At 68.4% G+C, this 21,672-nt stretch carries 24 protein-coding genes; 12 read left to right on the forward strand and 12 right to left on the reverse strand.

The genetic code is table 11. From position 1 onward, the window contains the following. Positions 1 to 5: 5 nt before the first annotated feature. The gene (locus ACDP63_RS02055; RefSeq protein ID WP_024844829.1) at positions 6 to 803 is read left to right on the forward strand and encodes a sugar phosphate isomerase/epimerase family protein; all 798 of its coding nucleotides are present in this window, start codon (positions 6 to 8) and stop codon (positions 801 to 803) included. A gap of 12 nt (positions 804 to 815) precedes the next feature. Here the strand turns inward: ACDP63_RS02055 and ACDP63_RS02060 are convergent, their stop codons facing one another. Then, positions 816 to 1,151 (reverse strand): Rieske (2Fe-2S) protein, encoded by a 336-nt coding sequence (locus ACDP63_RS02060; RefSeq protein ID WP_036747715.1) that lies wholly within the window; start codon positions 1,149 to 1,151, stop codon positions 816 to 818. Between the two features lie 73 nt (positions 1,152 to 1,224). After that, positions 1,225 to 2,388 (reverse strand): acyl-CoA dehydrogenase family protein, encoded by a 1,164-nt coding sequence (locus tag ACDP63_RS02065; protein WP_024844827.1) that lies wholly within the window; start codon positions 2,386 to 2,388, stop codon positions 1,225 to 1,227. A 126-nt stretch (positions 2,389 to 2,514) separates the two neighbouring features. On the opposite strand from ACDP63_RS02065, the gene ACDP63_RS02070 reads away from it, so the two are divergent. The 3 genes from ACDP63_RS02070 to ACDP63_RS02080 are packed head-to-tail and all read left to right on the forward strand — an operon-like array spanning position 2,515 to position 5,930. Continuing rightward, on the forward strand, positions 2,515 to 3,480 hold the full coding sequence (locus ACDP63_RS02070) for a thiamine pyrophosphate-dependent dehydrogenase E1 component subunit alpha (RefSeq protein WP_024844826.1): 966 nt from the start codon (positions 2,515 to 2,517) through the stop codon (positions 3,478 to 3,480). 9 nt (positions 3,481 to 3,489) lie between these two features. Continuing rightward, positions 3,490 to 4,503 (forward strand): alpha-ketoacid dehydrogenase subunit beta, encoded by a 1,014-nt coding sequence (locus tag ACDP63_RS02075; protein WP_409927659.1) that lies wholly within the window; start codon positions 3,490 to 3,492, stop codon positions 4,501 to 4,503. A 2-nt stretch (positions 4,504 to 4,505) separates the two neighbouring features. Further along, on the forward strand, positions 4,506 to 5,930 hold the full coding sequence (locus tag ACDP63_RS02080) for a 2-oxo acid dehydrogenase subunit E2 (protein ID WP_409927660.1): 1,425 nt from the start codon (positions 4,506 to 4,508) through the stop codon (positions 5,928 to 5,930). Positions 5,931 to 5,976: 46 nt separating this feature from the next. Here ACDP63_RS02080 and ACDP63_RS02085 read toward each other — a convergent pair whose 3' ends face one another. Both ACDP63_RS02085 and ACDP63_RS02090 read right to left on the reverse strand, forming a co-directional pair. Further along, positions 5,977 to 6,450 (reverse strand): VOC family protein, encoded by a 474-nt coding sequence (locus tag ACDP63_RS02085; protein WP_024844823.1) that lies wholly within the window; start codon positions 6,448 to 6,450, stop codon positions 5,977 to 5,979. After that, positions 6,447 to 7,013 (reverse strand): nuclear transport factor 2 family protein, encoded by a 567-nt coding sequence (locus ACDP63_RS02090; RefSeq protein ID WP_024844822.1) that lies wholly within the window; start codon positions 7,011 to 7,013, stop codon positions 6,447 to 6,449. The genes ACDP63_RS02085 and ACDP63_RS02090 overlap by 4 nt, the downstream gene beginning before the upstream one ends. 114 nt (positions 7,014 to 7,127) lie before the next feature. Here ACDP63_RS02090 and ACDP63_RS02095 point away from each other — a divergent pair, with 114 nt between their 5' ends. From ACDP63_RS02095 to ACDP63_RS02110, 4 genes are read left to right on the forward strand one after another with little or no spacing between them, the layout of a single operon-like run. After that, a complete protein-coding gene (locus ACDP63_RS02095; RefSeq protein WP_147429397.1) occupies positions 7,128 to 7,655 on the forward strand; it encodes a PaaI family thioesterase in 528 nt (175 codons plus the stop codon). Continuing rightward, positions 7,655 to 8,071: a hypothetical protein gene (locus ACDP63_RS02100; RefSeq protein ID WP_024844820.1), complete on the forward strand. Its 417-nt coding sequence runs from the start codon at positions 7,655 to 7,657 to the stop codon at positions 8,069 to 8,071. The genes ACDP63_RS02095 and ACDP63_RS02100 overlap by 1 nt, the downstream gene beginning before the upstream one ends. Beyond that, on the forward strand, positions 8,064 to 8,432 hold the full coding sequence (locus tag ACDP63_RS02105) for a MaoC/PaaZ C-terminal domain-containing protein (RefSeq protein WP_024844819.1): 369 nt from the start codon (positions 8,064 to 8,066) through the stop codon (positions 8,430 to 8,432). The genes ACDP63_RS02100 and ACDP63_RS02105 overlap by 8 nt, the downstream gene beginning before the upstream one ends. Next, on the forward strand, positions 8,432 to 9,931 hold the full coding sequence (locus ACDP63_RS02110; RefSeq protein WP_036747711.1) for a class I adenylate-forming enzyme family protein: 1,500 nt from the start codon (positions 8,432 to 8,434) through the stop codon (positions 9,929 to 9,931). The genes ACDP63_RS02105 and ACDP63_RS02110 overlap by 1 nt, the downstream gene beginning before the upstream one ends. A gap of 19 nt (positions 9,932 to 9,950) precedes the next feature. On the opposite strand, the gene ACDP63_RS02115 is transcribed toward ACDP63_RS02110, so the two are convergent. From ACDP63_RS02115 to ACDP63_RS02145, 7 genes are read right to left on the reverse strand one after another with little or no spacing between them, the layout of a single operon-like run. Continuing rightward, the gene (locus tag ACDP63_RS02115) at positions 9,951 to 10,721 is read right to left on the reverse strand and encodes an SDR family NAD(P)-dependent oxidoreductase (protein WP_051481116.1); all 771 of its coding nucleotides are present in this window, start codon (positions 10,719 to 10,721) and stop codon (positions 9,951 to 9,953) included. Positions 10,722 to 10,725: 4 nt separating this feature from the next. Next, positions 10,726 to 11,658, reverse strand: a complete 933-nt coding sequence (locus ACDP63_RS02120) for an aldo/keto reductase (RefSeq protein WP_409927661.1) — start codon at positions 11,656 to 11,658, stop codon at positions 10,726 to 10,728. A gap of 12 nt (positions 11,659 to 11,670) precedes the next feature. Beyond that, entirely contained in the window at positions 11,671 to 12,198 is a 528-nt protein-coding gene (locus ACDP63_RS02125) for a VOC family protein (protein ID WP_024844815.1), read from the reverse strand. Positions 12,199 to 12,243: 45 nt separating this feature from the next. Next, positions 12,244 to 12,726, reverse strand: coding sequence for a VOC family protein (locus tag ACDP63_RS02130; protein WP_024844814.1), 483 nt, complete (start codon positions 12,724 to 12,726; stop codon positions 12,244 to 12,246). Further along, the gene (locus ACDP63_RS02135) at positions 12,723 to 14,090 is read right to left on the reverse strand and encodes an FAD-dependent oxidoreductase (RefSeq protein WP_024844813.1); all 1,368 of its coding nucleotides are present in this window, start codon (positions 14,088 to 14,090) and stop codon (positions 12,723 to 12,725) included. Before ACDP63_RS02135 ends, ACDP63_RS02130 begins: the two co-directional genes overlap by 4 nt. Then, positions 14,090 to 15,733, reverse strand: coding sequence for a GMC family oxidoreductase (locus ACDP63_RS02140; RefSeq protein ID WP_024844812.1), 1,644 nt, complete (start codon positions 15,731 to 15,733; stop codon positions 14,090 to 14,092). Before ACDP63_RS02140 ends, ACDP63_RS02135 begins: the two co-directional genes overlap by 1 nt. A gap of 55 nt (positions 15,734 to 15,788) precedes the next feature. After that, a complete protein-coding gene (locus tag ACDP63_RS02145) occupies positions 15,789 to 16,919 on the reverse strand; it encodes an ABC transporter substrate-binding protein (protein ID WP_409927662.1) in 1,131 nt (376 codons plus the stop codon). Between the two features lie 215 nt (positions 16,920 to 17,134). Between ACDP63_RS02145 and ACDP63_RS02150 the strand changes: the two genes are divergently transcribed. Genes ACDP63_RS02150 through ACDP63_RS02165 form a run of 4 tightly spaced genes read left to right on the forward strand, consistent with a single transcriptional unit; the run spans position 17,135 to position 20,365 of the window. After that, positions 17,135 to 18,025 carry a branched-chain amino acid ABC transporter permease gene (locus ACDP63_RS02150; protein WP_024844810.1) on the forward strand — a complete coding sequence of 297 codons (891 nt, stop codon included), beginning with the start codon at positions 17,135 to 17,137 and terminating at the stop codon, positions 18,023 to 18,025. Beyond that, the gene (locus ACDP63_RS02155) at positions 18,025 to 18,897 is read left to right on the forward strand and encodes a branched-chain amino acid ABC transporter permease (protein WP_114669084.1); all 873 of its coding nucleotides are present in this window, start codon (positions 18,025 to 18,027) and stop codon (positions 18,895 to 18,897) included. Before ACDP63_RS02150 ends, ACDP63_RS02155 begins: the two co-directional genes overlap by 1 nt. Next, a complete protein-coding gene (locus ACDP63_RS02160) occupies positions 18,894 to 19,652 on the forward strand; it encodes an ABC transporter ATP-binding protein (RefSeq protein ID WP_024844809.1) in 759 nt (252 codons plus the stop codon). The genes ACDP63_RS02155 and ACDP63_RS02160 overlap by 4 nt, the downstream gene beginning before the upstream one ends. A gap of 2 nt (positions 19,653 to 19,654) precedes the next feature. Beyond that, positions 19,655 to 20,365 (forward strand): ABC transporter ATP-binding protein, encoded by a 711-nt coding sequence (locus tag ACDP63_RS02165; RefSeq protein ID WP_024844808.1) that lies wholly within the window; start codon positions 19,655 to 19,657, stop codon positions 20,363 to 20,365. A 22-nt stretch (positions 20,366 to 20,387) separates the two neighbouring features. On the opposite strand, the gene ACDP63_RS02170 is transcribed toward ACDP63_RS02165, so the two are convergent. Continuing rightward, positions 20,388 to 21,572, reverse strand: coding sequence for an NAD(P)/FAD-dependent oxidoreductase (locus tag ACDP63_RS02170; RefSeq protein WP_024844807.1), 1,185 nt, complete (start codon positions 21,570 to 21,572; stop codon positions 20,388 to 20,390). Positions 21,573 to 21,672 lie beyond the last annotated feature (100 nt).

Consider the following 21,672-nt stretch of genomic DNA (forward strand, 5'->3'; position numbering starts at 1 on the left):
CGGACATGGCCGAACGCATCCTGACCCTGCACCAGCTCAGCCTGCGCGACACCGACCCGGTGGCGCTGGTCCAGACCGCCGGGGCGACGGGCTTTCCCTTCGTCACGGTGTTCCTGCACCCGCCGGCGCCGCAGCTCGACATCTTTCCGCGGCTGCTGCCCGGCCCCCCGACACGGGCCTTCGTGCAGGCGCTACAGGCGGACGGCGTGCAGGTCCACAATATCGAGGCCCTGCCCTTTTCCGGCCGCACCGATCCCGCCGGCTACCTGCCGGTGCTGGACCATGCCGCCGAGATCGGGGCGCGGCGCGCCACCGTGCTGATCTATGACCGCGACCTGGCCCGCGCCTCGGACCGGCTGTCGCAGACCTGCGACGCGGCTGCCGCGCGCGGCATCGCCCTGTCCATCGAGTTCATGGCGTTTTCCTCGTTGCCCAGGGTGGGCGAGGCGGCGGATTTCGTGCGCCAGAACGGCCATGCGAACCTGAGCCTGCTGGTCGATCCGCTGCACCTGGCGCGCACCGGCGGCAGCCCGGCCCAGCTTGCCCCCCTCGCCGACACCATCGGTGCGCTGCAATTCTGCGACGCGATGCTGGCCGCGCCCGAGGACGCCTTTCGCGAGGCGGTCGAGGATCGCGCGATACCGGGCGAGGGCGAGCTGCCGCTGCAAGCCCTGCTGGACGCCACCGATCCCGGCCTGCCGCTGGATGTCGAGGTGCCGATGCTGCGGCTTGAGAAACAGGGGCTGGATCCCATCGCCCGCGCGCATCTGCTGAAACGGGCGCTGCGGCGCTATCGGCTGTGAAGGGCGCGGCCGTCAGCCGCGCCGCACCAGCACGCGGCGGCCGGAAATCCTGACCTCGACCCTGGGCAGGTCGCTGCAAAGCGAGGACAGCGCCTTGCCGGTCGAGCAGTCGAACCGGGCGCCGTGCTTGGGACAGATCACCACATTGCCTTCGACCTCGCCCTCGGACAGGCGGGCGAAGTTATGCGTGCAATTGCCGGAAAAGGCGACGATCTCGCCGTCGCGGCGGCACAGGATCACCTCGCGCCCGCCGGCGGTGACGAACCAGGGGCCGGCACTTGGCACCTGCATGACCGCGCCGACATCGACGAATTCCTCGGCATCGGCGCCCAATCCTCTCGGGATCATTCCCTGCCCTTTCCTTCTTGCCGCCAGATTTCGGGGGAAACGCCGGGCCGGTCAACCCGGCCCGGCACCTGGATCAGGCACGGCGCTGGTTGAAACGGCGCCCGACCATGGCGGCGGTGATGTTCACCTTCTGGATGTCCACCGCGCCGCCGGCGATGCCCCAGCCCCAGGAATCGCGCAGCCGGCGCTCCATCGGATATTCCTTGGAATAGCCGTAACCGCCCATCAGCTGCACGGCATTGCCGGTCACTTCGCGCGAGATCTCGTTGGCAAAGCATTTCGCCAGCGAGCTGTCCAGGATCGAGGGCATCCCGTCCTGGGCGTTCTGCGCCGCGCGATGGATCAGCAGCCGCGCCGCATCGACGCGCAACCGCATCTCGGCCAGCTTGATCTGCACCGCCTGGAAATCGACCAGCGGCCGGCCGAACTGGTGGCGCTCCTGCACATAGTCCAGCACGTCCTCGAGCGCGCCGGAGGCCTGGCCCAGCGACATGGTGGCATTGCCGCAGCGTTCCAGGTCGAAGGCTTCCATCAGCCGCTTGAAGCCGCCGCCGGGCACGACGACATGCTCCAGCGGCAGCTCGACATTGTCGAAGAACAGGTCGCTCGACGGCACGCCGCGGAACCCCATCAGCCGCTCCTGCGGGCCGAAGCTGAAGCCGGGCATGCCCTTTTCCACATAGACCGCACCGATCGAGCCCGCGCCCGGCCTGTCGTCGAAACGGGCATAGACCAGATAGCCCTCGGCATGGCCGCCGCCGGAACACCAGCGCTTCGAGCCGTTCAGCACGACCCTGTCCGATTCGATGCGGGCGCGGGTCTTCAGGTCGGTCAGCGCCGAGCCGGCATCGGGTTCGGACATGCCGATGGCGACCACCTTTTCGCCGCGGCAAACGGCGGGGATCACGCGTGCCTTCAGGCTTTCGGGCGCGAAATGCTCGATGGCGCGCACCGGGCCGACGCAGGATTCGAAGACCGGAAACGCCACGGCGGAACTGATCTTGGCGAACTCCTCGACGACCAGCAGCGCCTCAAGATTGCCCAGCCCCATGCCGCCATATTCCTCGGCCACGTTGATGCCAAGGAAACCCAGCTCGGCATAGCGCCTGACCCATTCATGCGGGACTGGCTCTGCCTTCTCCTCAAGCTCGCGGGCAAGATCCACCAGCTCGCTGCGGGCGAACTTGCGCGCCGCCTCTTGCAGGTCACGCTGGATCTCGGTCAGCCGGAAATCCATCCTCTCCTCCAAAAATACATTTAATGCTTATCTAGTATACATATGACCTATGCTTTGAACATATATAAATTGACACGCGCGCAAGAATCGACCAGTTTCCGGGTGCAAGACGAGCGGGAGAGGGCCATGCAACAAAGCCGCACCGACATCCTGAAGGCCTATCGGCAGATGCGGATGATCCGGGACTTCGAGGAAAGACTGCATATCGAGAATCGCAGCGGCGAAATCGCCGGCTTCACGCATCTGTATGCGGGACAAGAGGCGATCGCCGTCGGCATCTGCGAGCATCTGACCGACCGCGACTATATCAGCTCGACCCATCGCGGGCATGGCCATTGCATCGCCAAGGGTTGCGACCCGCGGCTGATGATGCACGAAATCTATGGCCGCGCCGACGGGCTGTGCAAGGGCCGCGGCGGCTCGATGCATATCGCCGACATCGACAAGGGCATGCTGGGCGCGAACGGCATCGTCGGCGGCGGGCCGCCCATCGCGGTCGGCGCGGCCCTGGCCTGCCAGGCGCGCGGCGACGGCAGCGTGGCGGTATCCTTCGGCGGCGGCGGCTCGTCGAACCAGGGCACGGTCTTCGAGGCGATGAACATGGCCGTCGTGCTGAAGCTGCCCAAGATCTTCGTCTTCGAACTGAACGGCTATTCCGAACATACCGGCGAAGGCTATGGCATCGGCTCGGACCTGGCCGGGCGGACGCGGGGCTTCGGCCTGCCGGTCTTCGAGGCGGATGGGTTCGACTATTTCTCGGTCCACCAGGCGATGGCGGATGCGCTGGAGCATGTGCGCGCCGGCAAGGGCCCCTGCGCCCTGATCGCCGAGGCGACGCGCTATTTCGGCCATTTCGAGGGCGATCCCCAGAACTACCGCGCCAAGGACGAGGTCAAGACCCTGCGCGAGACCCGGGACGCCCTGCTGCGTTTCCGCCGGAAAGTCACCGAGGCCAAGCTGATCGAGGCCGGCGAGCTCGATGCCATCGACGCCGAGATCGCGGCCTTCATCGAGGATTGCGTGGCCTCGGCCCGCAAGGCGCCGGCACCGGGGGCCGAGATCATGCTCTCTGACGTCTATGCCGATTACTAGGACCGCATCATGACCGTGAAAACCATGCGAGAGGCGCTGAACGAGGCGCTGTTTCAGGAGATGCGCCGCGATCCCGGCGTCATCGTCATCGGCGAGGACGTGTCGGGCGGTGCCGGCGGGTCGTCGGGCAGCCGCGATGCGGCCGGGGGCATCTTCGGCGTGACCAAGGGGCTGATGGGCGAATTCGGCGACAAGCGCGTCATCGACACGCCGATCTCGGAAAGCGCCATCATCGGCCTGGCCAATGGTGCGGCGCTGGCCGGCATGCGCCCGGTGGCCGAGCTGATGTTCGCCGATTTCGTCGGCGTCGCCATGGACCAAATCTATAACCAGATGGCCAAGTTCCGCTATATGTTCGGCGGCAAGGCCAAGGCGCCCATCGTCGTGCGCATGTCCATGGGCGCCGGCATGAACGCCGCTGCCCAGCACAGCCAGACCATCTATTCCATGCTGTCGGCCGTGCCGGGGCTGAAGGTGGTGGTGCCGTCGAACCCGGCCGATGCCAAGGGCATGCTGGCCGCGGCGATCCGCGACGACGACCCGGTGATCTTTCTGGAACACAAGGCGCTTTATTCCAGCAAGGGCGAGGTGCCGGACGGCGAATATGTGGCACCGCTGCATGGCGCAAGCCTGGTGCAATCGGGCAAGGACGCGACCGTGGTCACGCTGGGCCGCATGGTCTCCTTTGCCGCAAAGGCGGCGGCCAAGCTGGCCGGGGACGGGATCACCGTCGATCTGATCGACCTGCGCTCCACCTCGCCCATCGACGAAGAGATGATCCTGGAAAGCCTGTCGCTGACCGGGCGGCTGGTGGTCGTGGACGAATCCAACCCGGTCTGCTCGATCGCCTCGGAAATCGCCGCCATCGCGGCCGAAAAGGGCTTTGCCTCGCTGCGTACGCCGGTGGTGCGGGTCACGGCGCCACATACGCCGGTGCCCTTCGCCCGCGAATTGGAGCGCATGTATGTTCCCGGTCCCGACCGGATCGAAGCGGCCATCCGCAAAGCCGTGAAAGGAGAGTGAGCATGGCCCGGATCCATCCCGTCACCCTGCCGAAATGGGGCCTTGAAATGTCCGAGGGCCAGATCTCGCGCTGGATCGTCGCCGAGGGCGACAGCGTCGAGCCGGGCACCGAGCTGGTCGACATCGAGACCGACAAGATCGTCAACACGCTGGACACCGACAGGGGCGGCACCCTGCGCCGCATCCTGGTGCCCGAGGGCGAAACCGCCCCGGTCGGCGCGCTGATCGCCGTGCTGGCCGAGGCCGATGCCAGCGAGGCCGAGCTGGCCGAATTCATCGCCTCCTACGTGCCCGTCGATGCCTCGTTCGAACCCAAGGACGAGGGACGGGCGGAATCCGCAGGGCCCGAACCCTCCCCCGCCGCCGATGCTCCTGCGGATGCCGGCGCCGCGCCGAAGGCCTCCCCCTTGGCGCGCCGCATCGCCGAACAGGACGGCATCGACCTGGCCGGGGTCCAGGGCTCGGGCCAGGGCGGCAAGATCAAAAAGGCCGATCTGCCGTCGCGCCCTGCCGCGCTTGCCCCCGACGAAGCGGCAAGGCGGAATACGGGCGCCCATGCCAGCCCGGTCGCGGTGAATTTCGCCAATGCGCTTGGCTTCGACCTGACCGGGCTGAAACCCAGCGGCTACCGCGGCCGCATCTCGCTGGCCGATGTGCAGGCGGCGGTGCAGGCGGCCGGCCTGTGGTCGCCGCCGGCGGCTGCGATCCCCGCCGCGCCGGCTGTGACCCCGGCAGCCGCGGCGCAGGGGGGCGAGCAGCCCTTTACCGGGATGCGCAAATCCATCGCCAATGCGCTGCGCCATTCCAAGCAGACCGTGCCGCATTTCTACACCGCCATGGATGTCGAGATGGACGCGCTGATGGCCCTGCGCGGCCAGTTCAACAGCGGGCGCGAAGGGGCGAAGATCTCGGTCAACGACTTCCTGTTGCGCGCCGCCGCCCTGGCCCTGGCCGCCCATCCCGAGGTGAACATCCACGTCTCGGACAGCGGCATCACCCGCTTCGACCAGGTCGACCTGTGCGTCGCCGTGGCCATCGACGCCGGGCTGGTGACGCCGGTAATCCGCAATGCCGCGCAGCGATCCCTGACCGAGATCGCGGCCGAGGCGGGCCGGCTGATCGCCGCCGCCCGCGACCGCAGCCTGACCGCCGAGGATCTGCGCGGCGGCACCTTCACCCTGTCCAACCTGGGCATGTATGGCGTGCGCAGCTTCGACGCGATCATCAACCCGCCCCAGGGCGCGATCCTGGCGGTGGGCGCCCCCCGGCGCGAGGCGCGCGAGACCGCCGAGGGCGGGCTGCGCTTCGCCAGCGTCGCGACTCTGACGCTTTCGGCCGATCACCGCGGCATCGACGGCGCGGTCGCCGCGCGGTTCCTCTCCACCCTGAAGGCCCGGATCGAGACGCCGATGGCGCTGGTGATGTGACCCGGCCTCCCGGCGCGGCGAAGGCCCCCTTTTCGGGGGCCTTTTCCTATTCGGGGACCGGCCAATGCGCCGCGAAGGGATGGGACGCATCGTAAAGCTCAAGCAGCTCCACGACATTGCCGTCCGGGTCATGGCCATAGACCGCGTTGAAGGTCGGCCGCGGCAGGGGCGAGGAATGGAATACCACGCCCTTCTGCCGCAGCCGTTCGTATTCGGCGTCCAGATCCTGCACCGCCAGGCAAAGATGCGTCAGCCCGGCCCCGAACAGGCGCTGATGCGGGCCGCGCCGCTCCGGGGCCGGCGACTCGAACTGGAACAGCTCCAGATAGCAGTTCCGGTGCCGCAGCATCGCCAGTTGGGCGGCCGAGCCGCTGGCGCCCAGCAGCGCGTTCTGGGCTTCGGCATCGGCGGTCCAGGACTGGCGGTGGACCAGTTCGAACCCCAGCACCTCGGTATAGAAGCCGATCAGCCTTTCGATGTCATGGGTCGAGATCGCCGCGTGATGAACCCCCAGGATCACGCCTGCTGTTCCTCGGGCTGGTAATGCTGCACCCAGCCGGTCCAGCTGGGCAGCGATTCGGGATAGTCGCCGGGCATCGGCACCTCGTATCCGCGCTGGCGCAAGGGCGAGGCCAGCGCCTCGGCATAGCTCTGCGCCGGCACGTAATACAGGAACTTCAGCAGCCGCGAGGCGAAATACCATTTCCCGTCGCGGCGGCGGTATTCGTCCTCGTAGCGCAGCGAGCCGACCAGCACCTGCTGGTTGCGCACCGCCTCGGCATGGCAGAACACCTCGCCGGTGGCGCGGTCGGGGTCGGCGGGATCGAAATTGATGACCGTGTCATGGGTCCAGTGGACGGACAGGCCCAGCACCTCGAAGCGCTTGCGATACATCTGCATGATGCCCTCGAGCCCCTCGCCCTTCATGCGCCCGTCGGCGGAGCGCACCCAGGACTCCTCGCGAAACAGCGACCGCAACAGGGGCACGTCGCGGTCGTCGCAGGCTTTGCAGTAATGCGAAATCAGCGCCAGGATCTCGGCACGCGATTCCAGGCGGTCCAGCCGGATTTCCAGATCGGTCAACTTGTCTCTCCCTTATAGCGACAAAACCATTATTGCACACATTGACACGGTATTCATTATATATTTTTATATTATGTGTATAAATATGCCGCGCAGCAAGATTGGGATCCGCTGATGACCCTTGACGCGTTCCACCCTTTCAAGGCCCCGGAAAGCAACCCGCCCGCCCCCGAAGGCTGGATCGAGCTGCCTTCGCCCGGCGGATTCTGCGACACCTTCGGCCCCGTGCATGCGACGCGCGACGGGCCGGGGCAATTCGCGGTGGGCTTTCGCTGCACGGAACGCCACCTGAACCCCTCGCACTATTGCCACGGCGCGGCACTGGCGGCCTTTACCGACATGCAGGCTTACGGCGTGCAGCATCTGGTCGGCTACGAGGCAGCCGTAGTGCCCACGATCTCGATGAACATCGACTTCCTGTCCATCGTCCATCCCGGCGACTGGGTGCGCGGCGACATCGAGGTGACACGCAAGACCCGCAACCTGGTCTTTGCCCAGATGCGATGCAGCGTCGGCGACCGGCCGGTGATGAACGCCCGCGCGCTCTTCAAGGTCATGGCGATGCACGCGCTGGCCGACACCACCTATTTCGACCGCATCGGCCCCGAGATCGAGCGCCGCTTCGCGCGCATCGGCCGCTGATGGCAGGCCAGCGCCCCATCCCCGGCAGGCGATACGACCTGACCGCGGCGCTGGACGACCGGGTGCGCGCGCTTTGCGCCGCCCCGCCGCGGCAGGGCGACCTGGCGCATCCGATCCACGCCTATCTGGGCGGACTGGCAGCGATGCCGTCGCCCATCGGCGATTTCAGCCGCGACCTGGGGCTGGCCTTCGATGCCGGGCCGGTGCTGGGCGAATGCCGGCTGTCCTTTCCCGGCCGGTTGCGGGTCGGCCAAGCCTATGACGCCACGGTCGAGGTTCTGGACCTGACGCGCAAGCCCAGCCGCCGCTTTGGCCGGGCCGACCATCTGGCGCTGGCCATCACGCTGTCGGACCAGGCCGGCCCGGCCAGCCTGCTGCAATTCAAGATGATTACTCCGGCGGTGGATGATGGCTGACAGACAGAACGGCGCCGGCTGGCGCTTCGGCCCGGTCAGCGGCCCCGAGATGGCGCAATGGTGCGCTCTTCTGCGCGACGACAACGCCATCCACCTGCGGCGCGAGGCCGCCGAGGCGGCGGGCTTCGGCCCCCGGCGCGTCAATCCCGGCCCGGCCAACCTGGCCTATGTCATCAGCGCCGCCATGGCCGCCCATCCGCAGGCCGAGTTCGCCGAGATCGCCGCCTTCTTCGCCGGCAACGTCTTCGAGGGCGACCGGCTTGCCGTCGCCCTGGCCCCCGGGCCCGGCGGCACACTTTACGCCGAGGGGCGCGCCGCGCCGGTCCTGCGGGTCCAGTTCACCTTCAAGGAGCATGACTGATGTCGGATATCCTGACGGCCAGCGGCACGACGGTCTGGCGCCTGATCGCCGGGCGCGCCCATGACCGGCCCGAGGCGCCGGCGCTGATCGAGGGCGGCCGGGTGCTGAGCTATGCGGACATGATCGCCGCCGCCGACTGCATCGCCGCTGACCTGGCGGCGCGGGGCGTGACGCGGGGCGACCGCGTGGCCATCCTGTCCGAGAACTGCATCGAATACGGCCTGACGCAGCTGGCCTGCGCCAAGCTGGGGGCGATGGTTGCCTGCCTGAACTGGCGGCTGGTCGCGCCGGAACTGGCCTGGTGCATCGAGCTGGTGCAGCCGCGGCTGGTGCTTTGCTCGGCCCGCCACCGCGACCTGGCCCGCGCCGCCTGCCCCGACCGCCAGGCCCTGGATCTGCGCAGCCTGGGATGCGCGGGCGAGGCCCCGGATCAGGCCCGACCCGAGGACGGGTTCATCATCATCTATACCTCCGGCACCACCGGCCGGCCCAAGGCCGCCGTCATCAGCCAGCGGGCACAGATCGCGCGCATGTGCGCCTTTCGGCTGGACCTGGGACTGGCGCGCGAGGACGGCTATATCTCGTGGGCGCCGATGTTCCACATGGGCGGCACCGAGCATCTGTTCTCGACCCTGCTGATCGGCGGCGCCGTCACCGTGATGGACGGGTTCGACGCCGACCGGATCATCGACACGCTGGAGCAGCAGCGCATCGGCTGGCTGATGACCGTGCCCGCCACCACCGAGCTGCTGCTGGCCCGGCTGCGGACGCGCCGGCCCCGGATCAAGGGCGTGCGCGTGGTCGGCGCCATGGCCGACATGACGCCGGCCGCGGTCATCGACGAGGTGACGCGGCTTTTGGACGCGCCCTATCTCAACTCCTTCGGCGCGACCGAGACCGGGATGCCGCCGCTCTCCGGCGACCTGATCCGGCCCGGAGAGATGCCGCGCAGCCTTGCCAAGAAGCTCAGCGTGCTGACCGAGCTGCGCCTTGTCGGCCCGGACGGCCGCGACGTGGCCGAGGGCGAGACCGGCGAAGCCTGGGTCAGGGGCCCGACGCTGTTCAGCGGCTACTGGAATGCCGACCAGGTCAACCGCGAGACTTTCAGCGGCGGCTGGTTCCACATGGGCGACCTGTTCCGCCGCACGCCCGCGGGCTATGAATTTGCCGGGCGCTCGAAATATCTCATCAAGTCCGGGGGCGAGAACATCTATCCGGCCGAGATCGAGCGGGTGATCCTGGCCGATCCGCGCGTCGCCGACGCCATCGTGGTGCGCCGCCCCGATCCGCATTGGGGCGAGGTGCCGGTGGCGGTGGTGGCGCGCTGCGACGACAGCCTGGACGAGGCCGGGGTGATCGCGCTGTGCCGCGCCAGCCTCGCTGGCTACAAGCGCCCCAAGGGGGTGGTCTTCGTCCCGGTCGAACAGTTCCCGCGCAGCACCAGCGGCAAGATCATCCGCGAGGCGGTCGAGGCCATGGTGCAGGAGGCCACGGCCTGAGCGGCCGCGGCGCCCTGCTTCATTCCACGAAACGCCCCGGCGCCTGGTGATAGGCGGGCGGGACCACCGCGACGTCAAGCCCGCTGTCGATCACCAGCACCTGCCCGGTGATGCCGCGGGCCGAGGTGCCGGCCAGATAGGCGAAGGCATCGGCAATATCCTCGGCCGTGCAGACATAGGGGATGGGATTGCGTGCCAGGGCCCGGTCATAGGCCGCCTGCTCGCCGCCGCTGAGGCTGCTGGTCATGCCCGTCACCACGTTGCCCGGCGCCAGCGCATTCACCCGGATCGCGCGCGGCGCCAGTTCCACCGCGCTCGAGCGCGTCAGACCCACCACCGCGTGCTTGGCGGTGGTATAGGAATGGTTGGCCCAGGCCCCGACCCCGGCCAGGCTGGCGGTGTTCAGGATCGCCCCGCCCTGATCGCCCATGGCGTTCGCGGCATGCTTGGTGCCATGGAAAACACCGCTGACCATGACCTCCAGCACGCGGTTGAAATCGCGCGCGGCGGTCTCTCCGATCGGGCCGATGGCGCCCAGGATGCCGGCATTGTTGATCATGCAATCCAGCCGGCCATGCCGGTCCAGCGCCGTCTGCACCAGCGCCTCGACCTGATGCTCATCCGCCACGTCGCAGGCCAGGGCGGTCGCGCCAAGCTCCTGGGCCAGGGCCTGCACGCCCTCGGGTCGCAGGTCGCCCAGGACCAGCCTCCAGCCGTCGCGGTGAAAGCGCCGCGCGGTCGCCGCGCCCAGGCCCGAGCCCGCGCCGGTGATCACGGCGACCTTGTCCATCTGGTCATTCATCTTGCAGCAGCGCCTCCAACTCGCCGATCTGGGTTTCGTTCAGCCGCAACTCGGCGGCCTTTGCGTTCGCCATCACCTGTTCGGGCTTGGTCGCCCCGGCCATGACCGAGGCCACGACGGGCTTCGAAAGCAGCCAGGCAAAGGCGACCTCGGTCAGGACCAGCCCGTTGCGGTCGCACCAATCGGCGATGCGGTCCACGCGGGCCAGGTTCTCGGGCGTCAGGTAACGGTCGGCCAGCCGCGCGATCTTGCCGAAACGCCCCTCGCCCGGATCGCCGCCGCGGTATTTCCCGGTCAGCAGCCCCGAGGCCAGCGGGAAATAGGGCAAAAGCCCCATTCCCAGCGCCTTCAGGCAGGGGATCGTCGTCGCCTCGGCCCCGCGCCGGATCAGCGAATATTCCGCCTGGAGCGAGATGAAATGCTGCACGCCCAGTTCCCGCGCCAGATGGTGGGCATGGGCGATTTCCCAATCCGCCATGTTCGAGGTGCCGATATAGCGGACCTTGCCCTGCGCGATCAGCCGGTCCAGCGCATCGAGCGTTTCCTCGATGGGGGTGGTCGGGTCCGATTCATGCAGCTGGTACAGGTCGATCCAGTCGGTGCCCAGCCGGCGCAGGCTGTCCTCGACGCAGCGGATGAGATAGGAGCGGTCGGCGCCGCGGCTGCCATCGGCCATTTCCATGCCGAACTTGGTCGCCACCACGGCCTTGCCGCGCCGCGGGCCCAGGGCGCGGCCCAGGAACTCCTCGGACCCTCCGGAACGGCCATAGATATTGGCGGTGTCGAAAAAGGTGATCCCGGCATCCAGCGCCGCATCGACCACCCGGCGCGATTGCGCCTCGTCCGTGGTCCAGTTGAAATTGTTGCAGCCCAGCCCGACCGCCGAGACGGTCAGGCCCGAACGGCCCAGCTTGCGATAGTCCATGCTCGCACCTTTCTAGAGATCGCGGATCACGTCGCGCCCGTCCCAGCCGACCGAGGGCAGGCGCATGCGGTCGAACATCTGCCGCCGCTCGGGTTTCAGATCGACCAGTTCGATCATCGGCGCATCGGGATCGGCGGGGTCGCACAGATAGCACATGCGCGACAGCGCCTGATGCCCCTCGATGGCGCGGATCATGCCGCGCGCCTCGGCCGCTGCCAGCTGCGCCTCGAAATCGTCGCAGAGAAAGCCGAAATGCTGAAGCCCGGCGCCGCGCCGTTCCAGAAAATCGCGATAGGGCGAGGCTGCATCGGTCGGCTCGATCAATTCGATCTGCACCGGGCCGGTATAGCCCATCAGCACCCGCTTGTGGACCTGGGCCGAGACCGGCTCGCCCCAGATCTTCAGCACCTGAAACGGGATCGGCACCGGATAGACGAAGAAGGGCCCGACCCCCATGCGCCCGGCCCAGTCATGGGCGGCGGCATCGGCATCGGGAACCACATATCCGTGCTGGAACAGGGTTCCGTAATGGCGGCTCATTGCTTTTCCTCCTTGGTGGTTGCCGCGATCCGCGCCGCGGCGGCGCTACGGCCGCTCGTCCCGGCCCGGCCCCAGCGTGGCGAAGGAAAAGGGGTGGCCGTCATCCATCACCTCCAGCAGTTCCAGCACATTGCCATCGGGATCGTGGCCATAGACCGAGACATGCGTCGGCCGGCGCTGCGGGACCGAGCGAAAGCGGATGCCCGCCGCCTCGAGCCGGGCGACCTCGGCCGCAAGGTCGCGGACATGCAGGCAAAGATGGGTGATGCCGTGGTCCTGGATGCCGCGCTCGGGGCGGCTGGGAACGGGGCTGGAAAACTCGAAAAGCTCCAGGAAGCAGTTGCCGGCGCGCAGCTTGGCCTGCCGCGCCGCCGATCCGCCGAGGCCCATGATCGTGTCGGGCAGCGCCGTGCCCGGCCCCCACTCCATGCGCGAGGCGACGGTGAAGCCGAGCAGGTTGCAATAGAAATCCAGCGCCCGGTCCAGGTCCGGGGTCGAGATGGCGGCGTGGTGGATGCCCAGGATCACGGCCGCACCTCGGCCGCCGCATTGCTGCCCGCCACCCGGCCGAAGACGATGGCATTGCCGATCGAGGCGCCGCCGCCGGCATAGCAGGGGCCGAACATGCCGCCCGTCGTCTCTCCGGCGGCGTAAAGGCCGGCAATCGGCCGGTCGGCCTGGTCCAGCACCCGCGCCTCGGGGTCGATCCGCAGCCCGGTGCCGGTCCAGCAGACGATGGCCGGCCGGATGCGCGCGCCATAGAAGGGCGGGGTCGCAATCGGCTTCAGATGCTCGGCCGGCTTGAAGAAATGCGCGTCCCGCCCGGTTTCGGCAGCGCGGTTGGCGGCGGCGACGGTGGTGGCCAGCGTCGCCGCGTCGATGCCAAGCTGCGCCGCCAGATCCTCCAGCCTGTCGGCCTGCGCGATCTGCCCGCGGGCGGCGAAATGCGCCAGCCGGTCGGCGGACCAGTTCGGGGCGGTGGCCGAGCGGGCCTCGCGCCGCGCCGCCTCGTCGAAGATCGCGAAGCATTCGCGCGCGGTCTGTTCGTTCAGCAGTTCGGACAGGATGGAATATTCGCAGGATTCGTCGACGAAGCGGCGCCCCTCATGCGTGACATGGATCAGCCAGGGCGGCAGATAGGTCTCCAGCTCCTTTTCCCAGCCCGGCGTCATCAGCAGCAGGCCGCGGTCGGGCCGGGTGATGCCGGCGCCCAGGCGGCGGCCGATGCGGATGCCGTCGCCCTGGGAATGGGCCGAGCCGATATACCAGGACAGCTCGCCCTGCGCCGCAGCGGTGGGGTAAAGCTCGGCCAGCAACTGCCGGTTGGCGCCGAAGCCGCCGGTGGCCAGCACCACCGCCCCCGCCGTCACCCGGTCGCCCTCGACCAGGATGCCGGCGACGCGGCCGTCCTCGACCAGCAGCTCCTGCACCCGGCTGCGCAGCGCCATGTCCACGGCAAGGCCGCTCAGCGAGCCCTCCAGCACCTCGGCGATCTCGGCGCCGTGGCCGCGGGCGCGATGGCCGCGCCGGATCTTGTCCACGCCCGAGCAATACAGGTTCTCCTCGGGGAAATCGACGCCCAGCCCGACCAGCCATTCGAAGGCCGGCGTCGCGTCATGGCACAGCCGCCGGACCAGCGCCGGGTCGAGCTTGTATTGGTTGATATGCAGGTAATAGCGGTAAAGCGCCTCGGGCGTGTCCTCGATCCCCGCCCGGCGCTGGAGCGAGGTGCCCGCCGCATAGAACACGCCCCCCGACAGCGCGGTCGAGCCGCCCGCCTTGTCGCCCGCCTCGACCACCAGCACGCGGGCGCCGGCCCGGGCCGCCATATGCGCCGCCGCAAGCCCGGCCCCGCCGGCGCCCACCACGATGACGTCGTAATCCCTGTCCATCACGCTGCTCCCTTCATCCCCGGTGCGACGCCCTGGGCCATGTCCTCCAGGACCATGGCGGCGCATCTCTCGCCGATCATGATCGAGGGCGCGTTGGTGTTCCCGGCCGGCAGCCGCGGCATGATCGAGGCATCCGCCACATACAGCCCGGCGATGCCATGCACGCGCAGCCGGTGATCGACGACGCCGCCCGCGGCCAGGGGCAGCATGGCGCAGGAGCCCACGGGATGCAGGTTCGCGATGCCGTTGCCGCGCAGCCAGTCGATGATCTCGGCCTGGGTCCGCAGTTCGGGGCCGGGGCGGATCTCCTCGGCCATATAGCGGGCCAGCGCCGGCTGGCCGGCGATGTGGCGCGTGATGCGGACGGCATTGGCCATGGCCATCCGGTCCAGCTCGTCGCGAAAGAAATTGTGCCGGATCACCGGATCGGCAAAGGGGTCGGCCGAGCGCAGCCGCACCTCGCCGGTCGCCACCGGGTCCAGATGCACCGGGCTCATGGTGAAGCCGGGAAAGTCGTGGACCCGCATTCCCCGCCTGTCGCGCGAGGCGACCGACCAGATATTGGTGTTGATCTGCAGATTGGGCCGGTCCCTGGTCTCGTCCGTGCGGGTAAAGATGCCGGCAAAGATGCCGTTCGCGGCCAGCGGCCCGCGCCGGGCCAGCACATATTGCGCCCCGGCGATGGCCTTGCGCAGCGGGCTGCGCGCCAGTTCGTTGATCGTCACCGGCTCGCGGCAGCGAAAGATTAGCGAGCAATAGAAATGGTCGCGCAGGTTGGCGCCGACGCCGGGCAGGTCGTGCAGCACCTCGATGCCGTGCCCGCGCAGATGATCGGCCGGCCCGATCCCCGAAAGCTGCAAGAGCTGGGGCGAGCCGAAGGCCCCGCCGCAGACCACCACCCCATGCCGCGCCCGCGCGCGCAGGATGCGCCCGCCTTGGCGGTATTCGATGCCGACGGCCCTGCGGCCCTGGAACAGCAGCCGGGTGGCATGGGCGCCGGTATCGACGCGCAGGTTGCGGCCCGCCGCCGAGAGATAAGCGCGGGCCGAGTTGCAGCGCCGCCGGTTGCGCGTGGTGGTCTGGAACAGCCCCGCCCCCTCTTGCCGGGCGCCGTTGAAATCGGGGTTTGCGGGGATGCCGGCCTGTTTCGCGGCCTCGATGATCGCCAGCGCCACCGGCGACGGGTCGGGCTGGTCCGAGACGGCCAGCGGCCCGCCGGTGCCGTGATAGGCGTCGGGGCCGCGGGCCTGGTCCTCGGCCTTCTTGAACCAGGGCAGCACCTCCTGCCAGCTCCAGCCGGGATTGCCCAGCTGCGCCCAGGTGTCGTAATCGGTCGGATGGCCGCGGATATACAGCATGCCGTTGATCGAACTGGTGCCGCCCAGAACCTTGCCGCGCGGGTTGTACATCGGCCGCCCGTTCAGTTCCGGCTCGGGCTCGGATTCGAACATCCAGTTCACCTTGGGATTGGTGAACAGCATGGGATAGCCCATCGGCACCTTGATCCAGAAGGCGCTGTCGCGGGGGCCCGCCTCCAGCAGCAGGACACGGTATTTCCCCGATTCCGCCAGCCGCCCGGCCACCGCGCAGCCTGCCGAACCGGCGCCCGAGACGATGAAGTCGAACTCGCTGTCGAAACGCATCGCGTCCTCCTTGGCGCAGCGGCGCGCCCTTGCCTGGGCGCGCGCCTGCGGTGCCTTACAGATCCTCGGGACGCACGAAGCTGCCGTCCTTGACGGTCAGGATGCCCATGCCGAAGGTCGCGGCCCGTTCCGGGGTGAAATTGTAGACGCCCTGCCCCACGATCACCGGCACGTCCTTGATGCCGGCCAGGGCATCGCGCAGCTCCTCGCGCGTCGCATCCGGACCGGCGCGGCGCAGCGCATCGGCAAAGACCATCATCGTCGAATAGCCCTGCGGCACCCAGTTGTCGGCCTCGACCCCGTGCCTGGTCTTGTAGGCTTCGGCAAAGGCGCGGGAAGGCTCGTCGAAGCCGCCCGGCGTCCATTCGCCGATCACGGTCACGCCCTCGACCGCGCTGCCGCCGGTGTTGAGGAACTCGGGCGAGGCCAGCGATTGCAGGCCGAAGATCTGCACCTCGGGGTCAAGGCCCGCCTGCTTGAACTGCATGATGACATTGGCGCCAAGCGCGGCCGGGGTGGCGATGAACAGGCAATCGGCATCGCTTTGCGCCACCTTCACCGCCAGCGCCGAAAAGTCGATGTCGGACAGCTTGACCCCATCGAGCTGCGCCTTCACCCCATGCTCCCTGACCCGCTCCATGAACACATTCGCCATGGCGACATAGGCTTCGTTGTCCAGAACGGTGATGACCGCGCAATTCTGCACGCCGCGCCTCTCGGCCGCATAATCGGCGATCGGCGGCGTGGCGATCCCGGCCGGCTGCGAAAACGGGAAGGACCAGGGCCCGGCCAGCGGCACGGCATCGTTGTTCGACTGCATATAGGCCAGGATGCCCAGATCGTTGGCCGCGGCCGCAGCCGCCGGGGCGATGGCGCCGGTGGTCGGGCCGATGATGGCGATGGTTTCCGAATCGGCGGCGCGCCGGCCGATCAGACCCAGCGCCTGACCACGGTCGCCGGCGTCGTCGTCCAGCGTATACCGGATCGTGACCCCCTCGCCCGCCAGGCCCTTGGCGTTGATTTCCTCGATGGCCATGACCGCGCCATCGGCGATGCCGCGGCCGATGAAGGCCGGGCTGCCGGTCAGCGACTGGATGATCGCCACCTTGACCTCCTTGGCCATGGCCATCGGCGCGAAGGCGGCAGAGACGGCAAGCGCGGTGCCCATCAGGATTCTCGGTGACATTCGTTCTCCCTCCCTGGGGCGCCCGGCGTCGTGATCCGGCTGCCCCTGTTGAAACCGGCGCCCGACACGGCCGCACCGGGGAAGCGGCGGGCAGTGGTTGATTCGTGCCTGCCAGCAAAAGAACACAAATTTATAGTTGTTGTATACAAAAATATGTGTCTATGAATTATGGATCGGGAGAATCCGCAGAACCCCGACCGGGAAGGGAGAGGCTCGTGTTCCTGCAACAACTCGTCAACGGCCTGGTGATCGGCGGGGTCTATGCGCTGTTCGCGCTTGGCTTCACGCTGATCTTCGGCATCCACAAGATCATGAACCTGGCCCATGGCGGGATCTTCATGACCGGGGCCTTCATCGGCCTTTACTCGGTCCAGGCCGGGCTGCCCCTGTGGCTGGCCTTCATCCTGGCGATGGTCGGCGCCGGTCTCGTCTCGGTCATCATCGAGGTCACGGCCTTTCGCCGCCTGCGCCAAAGCGGCGAGGTCGAGTTCAGCGCCCTGATCTCCTCGATCGGCGCGAACCTGGTGCTGGTCTCCATCGCGCAGATCCTGTCCAAGACCCAGGTGCTGCGCTTTCCCTTCGACACTTTCCCGGTGGTGATCTTCAAGCTCTGGGGGCTGCGGGTCTCGGCGCTGCAGCTGGCCATGGCGGTGCTGGCGATCCTGCTGGTAGCGGGGCTTTCCTGGTATCTCTACCGGACCGGCTTTGGCCGCCAGGTCCGCGCCGTGGCGCAGAACGAGCGCGCGGCGCTGCTGGCAGGCATCCGGCCCAGCGTCATCTATTTCCAGACCTTCATGCTGTCGGGCATGCTGGCAGGGGCGGCGGGGGTGCTGGTCGGGCTGGCCTTCAACTCGATCCATTTCATGATGGGCGACCCGTTCCTGCTGCGCGGCTTCGTCGTGGTGATCCTGGGCGGGCTGGGTTCGGTCGCGGGGGCGCTGGTCGCCTCGCTGGGCTTCGGGGTGCTGCAAACGCTGAGCGTCGCCTATCTGTCGTCGCGGCTGTCCGACATCATCATCTTCGGCCTGCTCTTTGCGGTGCTGCTGCTGCGCCCCAACGGCCTTTTCGGGCAGGACGAGGCCGGCGTGCTGAGGGGGCGGCGCTGATGGACATGCTGCTGAGCTTTCGTCCGCTGTTCGACCTGTTCCTGATCCACCTGGGCTTTGCCTATTCGCAATATATCGTGCTGCGCGCCGGCGCCTTTTCCATCGGCAATGTCGGCCTGTCGGCCATCGGCGCCTATACCGCGGCCATCCTGACGGTGAATTACGGCCTGCCGCTGCCGGTGACGCTGCTGGCCGGCACCTTTGCCGGGCTGGCCTTCGGCGCGCTGCTGGCGATCCCGCTGGCGCGGCTGCGCGGGGTCTACCAGGCCATCGCCTCGCTCGCCTTCGTGCAGATCGTGCTGTCGGCCAATCTTTACGCCGAGAACATCACCGGCGGCGCCATGGGCTTTTCCGGCATCCCCAAGCTGGTCGGCACCGGGACGCTGCTGGTCTGTGCCTTGGCGACGATCTACGTGATGCTGGCGATCTCGCGCTCGCGGCTGGGCCGGGCCTTCGACGCCGTGCGCGAGGACGAGGGCATGGCGGTGTCGCTGGGCATCAACGCCGCGCGCACCCAGGCCGTCGCCTATATGATCTCGGGCCTGCTCGCCGGGCTTTTCGGCAGTCTCGAGGCGCTGCATTCCTATGCGGTCGAGCCGAACCAGTTCGGCTTTCACCTGATCATCGTCGTGCTGTCCTATGTCGTGCTGGGCGGCCGGCGCAGCATCTGGGGGCCGCTGGTGGGCGTCGCCCTGCTGATTGCGCTGCCCGAGATCTCGCGTCCGCTCGCCGATGCGCGGATCATGATCTATGGCCTGATCCTGATGGCGGTGATGAACTTCATGCCGCGCGGCATCGTCGACACGCTGGTCGCCCGCCGCCGCAGCCGCGCCGCCACCCCCGAGGTCCGCCAGGCAGAGGTGAAGGGATGACCGATCTTGTCCTTGAGCATGTCCACAAGAATTTCGGCGGCGTCATCGCCGCGAAGGATGTCAGCATGCGGGTGCCGGCGGGGCGGATCACCGGGCTGATCGGGCCGAACGGGGCCGGCAAGACCACGCTGATCAACCTGATCACCGGCATGCTGTCGCTCAGTTCGGGCAAGGTGCTGTTCGGCGACCGCGACATCTCGGCCGAGCCGGCCGACAAGGTGGCGCGCGCCGGCATGGGCCGCACCTTCCAGAACATCCGCCTGCAGAAAGAGGCCAGCGTGCTGGCCAATGTCATGGTCGGCTTTCACCGGCACGAGACCTGCTCGCTGATCGCGGCGATCCTGGGCCTGCCCTCGTCGCGGCGCGAGGATGCGCTGCTGCGGCAAAGGGCGATGGCGCTGCTCGGGCGGTTCGGCATGGCCGGGCATGCGGACAGCCCCGCGGGCAGCCTGGCCTATGGCCACCAGCGCAAGGTCGAAATGATGCGGGCGCTGGCCACCGATCCCGAGTTGATCCTGCTGGACGAGCCGGTCGCCGGCATGAACGATGTCGAGGCGCTGCAACTGGGCCGGATCTTTCGCGAGCTTGCCGACGAGGGCAAGGCGATCCTGCTGATCGAACACAACATGCGCTTCGTGCAGGAGCTTTGCGACCATGTCTATGTGCTGGACGGCGGCCGGCTGATCGCCGAGGGCAAGCCCCGCGAGGTGGTCGCCGACCCCGCCGTCATCACCGCCTATCTGGGAGAGGAATGATGCTGCTGACGGTGACGGACCTCCATGCCTCCTACAGCGGCATCCGCGCGCTGGCCGGCGTTTCGCTGAACGTCGCCGAGGGCGAGATGGTGGCGCTGATCGGGCCGAACGGCGCCGGGAAATCGACGCTGCTGAACTGCATCAGCGGCATCGTCCAGCCCGGCGCCGGCCAGATCCGGGTCGAGGGGGTCGAGCTGGCGCGCAAGCCCGCCTGGGCCATCGCGCGCAGGGGCATCCTGCAATCGCCCGAGGGGCGGCAGGTGCTGCCCGACATGTCGGTGCTGGAGAACCTGCAGGTCGGCGCCAATGCCCTGCACGGCCGCCGGCCGACCCATGACATCGAGGCGGTGTTCCGGCTGTTCCCGATCTTGCGGGAACGGCAGGAGCAGCTGGCCGGCTCGCTTTCGGGGGGCCAGCAGCAGATGCTGGCCATCGGCCGTGCGCTGATGGGCGGGCCGCGCCTGCTGCTTCTGGACGAGCCCAGCCTGGGGCTTGCCCCGGTCATCGTGCAGCAGGTCTTCGAGGCGCTGGCGCAGCTGCGCCGCGACGGCATGACGATCCTGCTGGTAGAGCAGAACGCGCGCAAGGCCCTGCAGGTCTCGGACCGCGCCTATGTTATCGAACAGGGCCGTGTCGTGACCCAGGGGCCCAGCCGCAGGCTGGCACAGGACGACGGCGTGATCGCGCATTACCTGGGCACCGGCGGGCATTGACCCGCCCTGCCCTTCCGGTGCCCTATGCGGCGGCGGTTTCGGTTTCCAGCGCCCGGCGCGCGCGCATGTGTTCGGCCGGCAGGTTCACCGTCTCGACGCAGACCAGCCTTTCGCCGCGATAGCTGCGCACCAGGAGCCGCGTCGGATCGGACGAGGGCTCGACCTCGGTCCGGTCGGCGCCATCGCGCAATCCGGCGATTTGCAGCTTGTGCGGACCCTGGTCGCTCCAGAACCAGGGCGTCCTGGCAAAGGGCACGGGCTGGCCCGCCAGCCGCTCGGCCAGGCATTTCGCCTGATCCACGGCGGCCTGCACCGATTCCAGCCGCAGATGCGGCCCGCCCGGCCCCTGCGCCACGGCGGCGCAATCGCCGATCGCCGAGATGGCCGGGTCCGCGGTCGCCAGGAAGCAATCGGCGAGGATGCCGTTTTCCACCGCAAGCCCGGCCTCGCGCGCCAGCTCCGCATTGGGCACCACCCCGGTCGCCATCAGCACCGCATCCGCGGCAATCGTCCGGCCATCCGCCAGCTCCACCGCGCCGGCGGCACCGTCCGGCCGCGCCAGGATGCGCCGGACCGCGACGTCCAGGTGGATCTCGACCCCCGCATCGCGATGCGCGCGCAGGAAATGGTCCGATACCGCCGGCGAAACCGCCCGCGCCATCAACCGCCCGGCCGCCTCAAGCAGCGTGACCCGCAGCCCGGCGGCACCGAACGCCGCCGCCGCCTCGAGCCCGATGAAGCCGCCGCCGACGATCACCACATGCCGCGCGGTGGCGGCCAGGCCGCGCATCCGGTCGGCATCGTCCAGGCCGCGCAGCGCCACCACCCCCGGCAGGTCCGCACCCTCGATAGGGGGAAGCCGGTTGCGGGCGCCGGTGGCCAGAACCAGGTGCCCATAGCCCAGTCGCCGGCCGTCCGACAGGACGACGGCCTGTCGGGCGCGCTCGATCCTTTCCACCCGGCTGGAGGTCAGCACGGCGATGTCGTTCATCTCATAGAACTCGGCCTTGCGCAGCAGCAGGCGCTGGGGCTCGCCCTCGTTGAAATAGGTCTTGGACAGCGGCGGGCGGCTGTAGGGCAGGAACGGCTCGTCCCCCACAAGGACGATGGGACCGGGATAGTCCTTCTGCCGCAGGCTGATCGCCAACTGGCAGGCGGCCTGCCCCGCCCCGACGATGACGACTGCATGGTGATGGCTTCGCTGCATGGGGCCTCCGCTGGAAAAGGCGATCCCGGCGGGCCGCGCCGGGAAAGCATCTTCGCCGACAAGAACCGATCCGCGAGAGCATCTCAAGATAAAAATACTA

The sequence above is a fragment of the Paracoccus sp. P2 genome (assembly GCF_046335115.1).
GTDB classification, from domain to species: domain Bacteria; phylum Pseudomonadota; class Alphaproteobacteria; order Rhodobacterales; family Rhodobacteraceae; genus Paracoccus; species Paracoccus pantotrophus.

Bases quoted from the DNA above. Each gene is read 5' to 3' on its own strand.
- ACDP63_RS02055 (WP_024844829.1), top strand. From the start codon at position 6: ATGGCCGAACGCATCCTGACCCTGCACCAGCTCAGCCTGCGCGACACC.
- ACDP63_RS02060 (WP_036747715.1), bottom strand. From the start codon at position 1,151: ATGATCCCGAGAGGATTGGGCGCCGATGCCGAGGAATTCGTCGATGTC.
- ACDP63_RS02065 (WP_024844827.1), bottom strand. From the start codon at position 2,388: ATGGATTTCCGGCTGACCGAGATCCAGCGTGACCTGCAAGAGGCGGCG.
- ACDP63_RS02070 (WP_024844826.1), top strand. From the start codon at position 2,515: ATGCAACAAAGCCGCACCGACATCCTGAAGGCCTATCGGCAGATGCGG.
- ACDP63_RS02075 (WP_409927659.1), top strand. From the start codon at position 3,490: ATGACCGTGAAAACCATGCGAGAGGCGCTGAACGAGGCGCTGTTTCAG.
- ACDP63_RS02080 (WP_409927660.1), top strand. From the start codon at position 4,506: ATGGCCCGGATCCATCCCGTCACCCTGCCGAAATGGGGCCTTGAAATG.
- ACDP63_RS02095 (WP_147429397.1), top strand. From the start codon at position 7,128: ATGACCCTTGACGCGTTCCACCCTTTCAAGGCCCCGGAAAGCAACCCG.
- ACDP63_RS02100 (WP_024844820.1), top strand. From the start codon at position 7,655: ATGGCAGGCCAGCGCCCCATCCCCGGCAGGCGATACGACCTGACCGCG.
- ACDP63_RS02105 (WP_024844819.1), top strand. From the start codon at position 8,064: ATGGCTGACAGACAGAACGGCGCCGGCTGGCGCTTCGGCCCGGTCAGC.
- ACDP63_RS02110 (WP_036747711.1), top strand. From the start codon at position 8,432: ATGTCGGATATCCTGACGGCCAGCGGCACGACGGTCTGGCGCCTGATC.
- ACDP63_RS02115 (WP_051481116.1), bottom strand. From the start codon at position 10,721: ATGGACAAGGTCGCCGTGATCACCGGCGCGGGCTCGGGCCTGGGCGCG.
- ACDP63_RS02120 (WP_409927661.1), bottom strand. From the start codon at position 11,658: ATGGACTATCGCAAGCTGGGCCGTTCGGGCCTGACCGTCTCGGCGGTC.
- ACDP63_RS02125 (WP_024844815.1), bottom strand. From the start codon at position 12,198: ATGAGCCGCCATTACGGAACCCTGTTCCAGCACGGATATGTGGTTCCC.
- ACDP63_RS02135 (WP_024844813.1), bottom strand. From the start codon at position 14,090: ATGGACAGGGATTACGACGTCATCGTGGTGGGCGCCGGCGGGGCCGGG.
- ACDP63_RS02140 (WP_024844812.1), bottom strand. From the start codon at position 15,733: ATGCGTTTCGACAGCGAGTTCGACTTCATCGTCTCGGGCGCCGGTTCG.
- ACDP63_RS02145 (WP_409927662.1), bottom strand. From the start codon at position 16,919: ATGTCACCGAGAATCCTGATGGGCACCGCGCTTGCCGTCTCTGCCGCC.
- ACDP63_RS02155 (WP_114669084.1), top strand. From the start codon at position 18,025: ATGGACATGCTGCTGAGCTTTCGTCCGCTGTTCGACCTGTTCCTGATC.
- ACDP63_RS02160 (WP_024844809.1), top strand. From the start codon at position 18,894: ATGACCGATCTTGTCCTTGAGCATGTCCACAAGAATTTCGGCGGCGTC.
- ACDP63_RS02170 (WP_024844807.1), bottom strand. From the start codon at position 21,572: ATGCAGCGAAGCCATCACCATGCAGTCGTCATCGTCGGGGCGGGGCAG.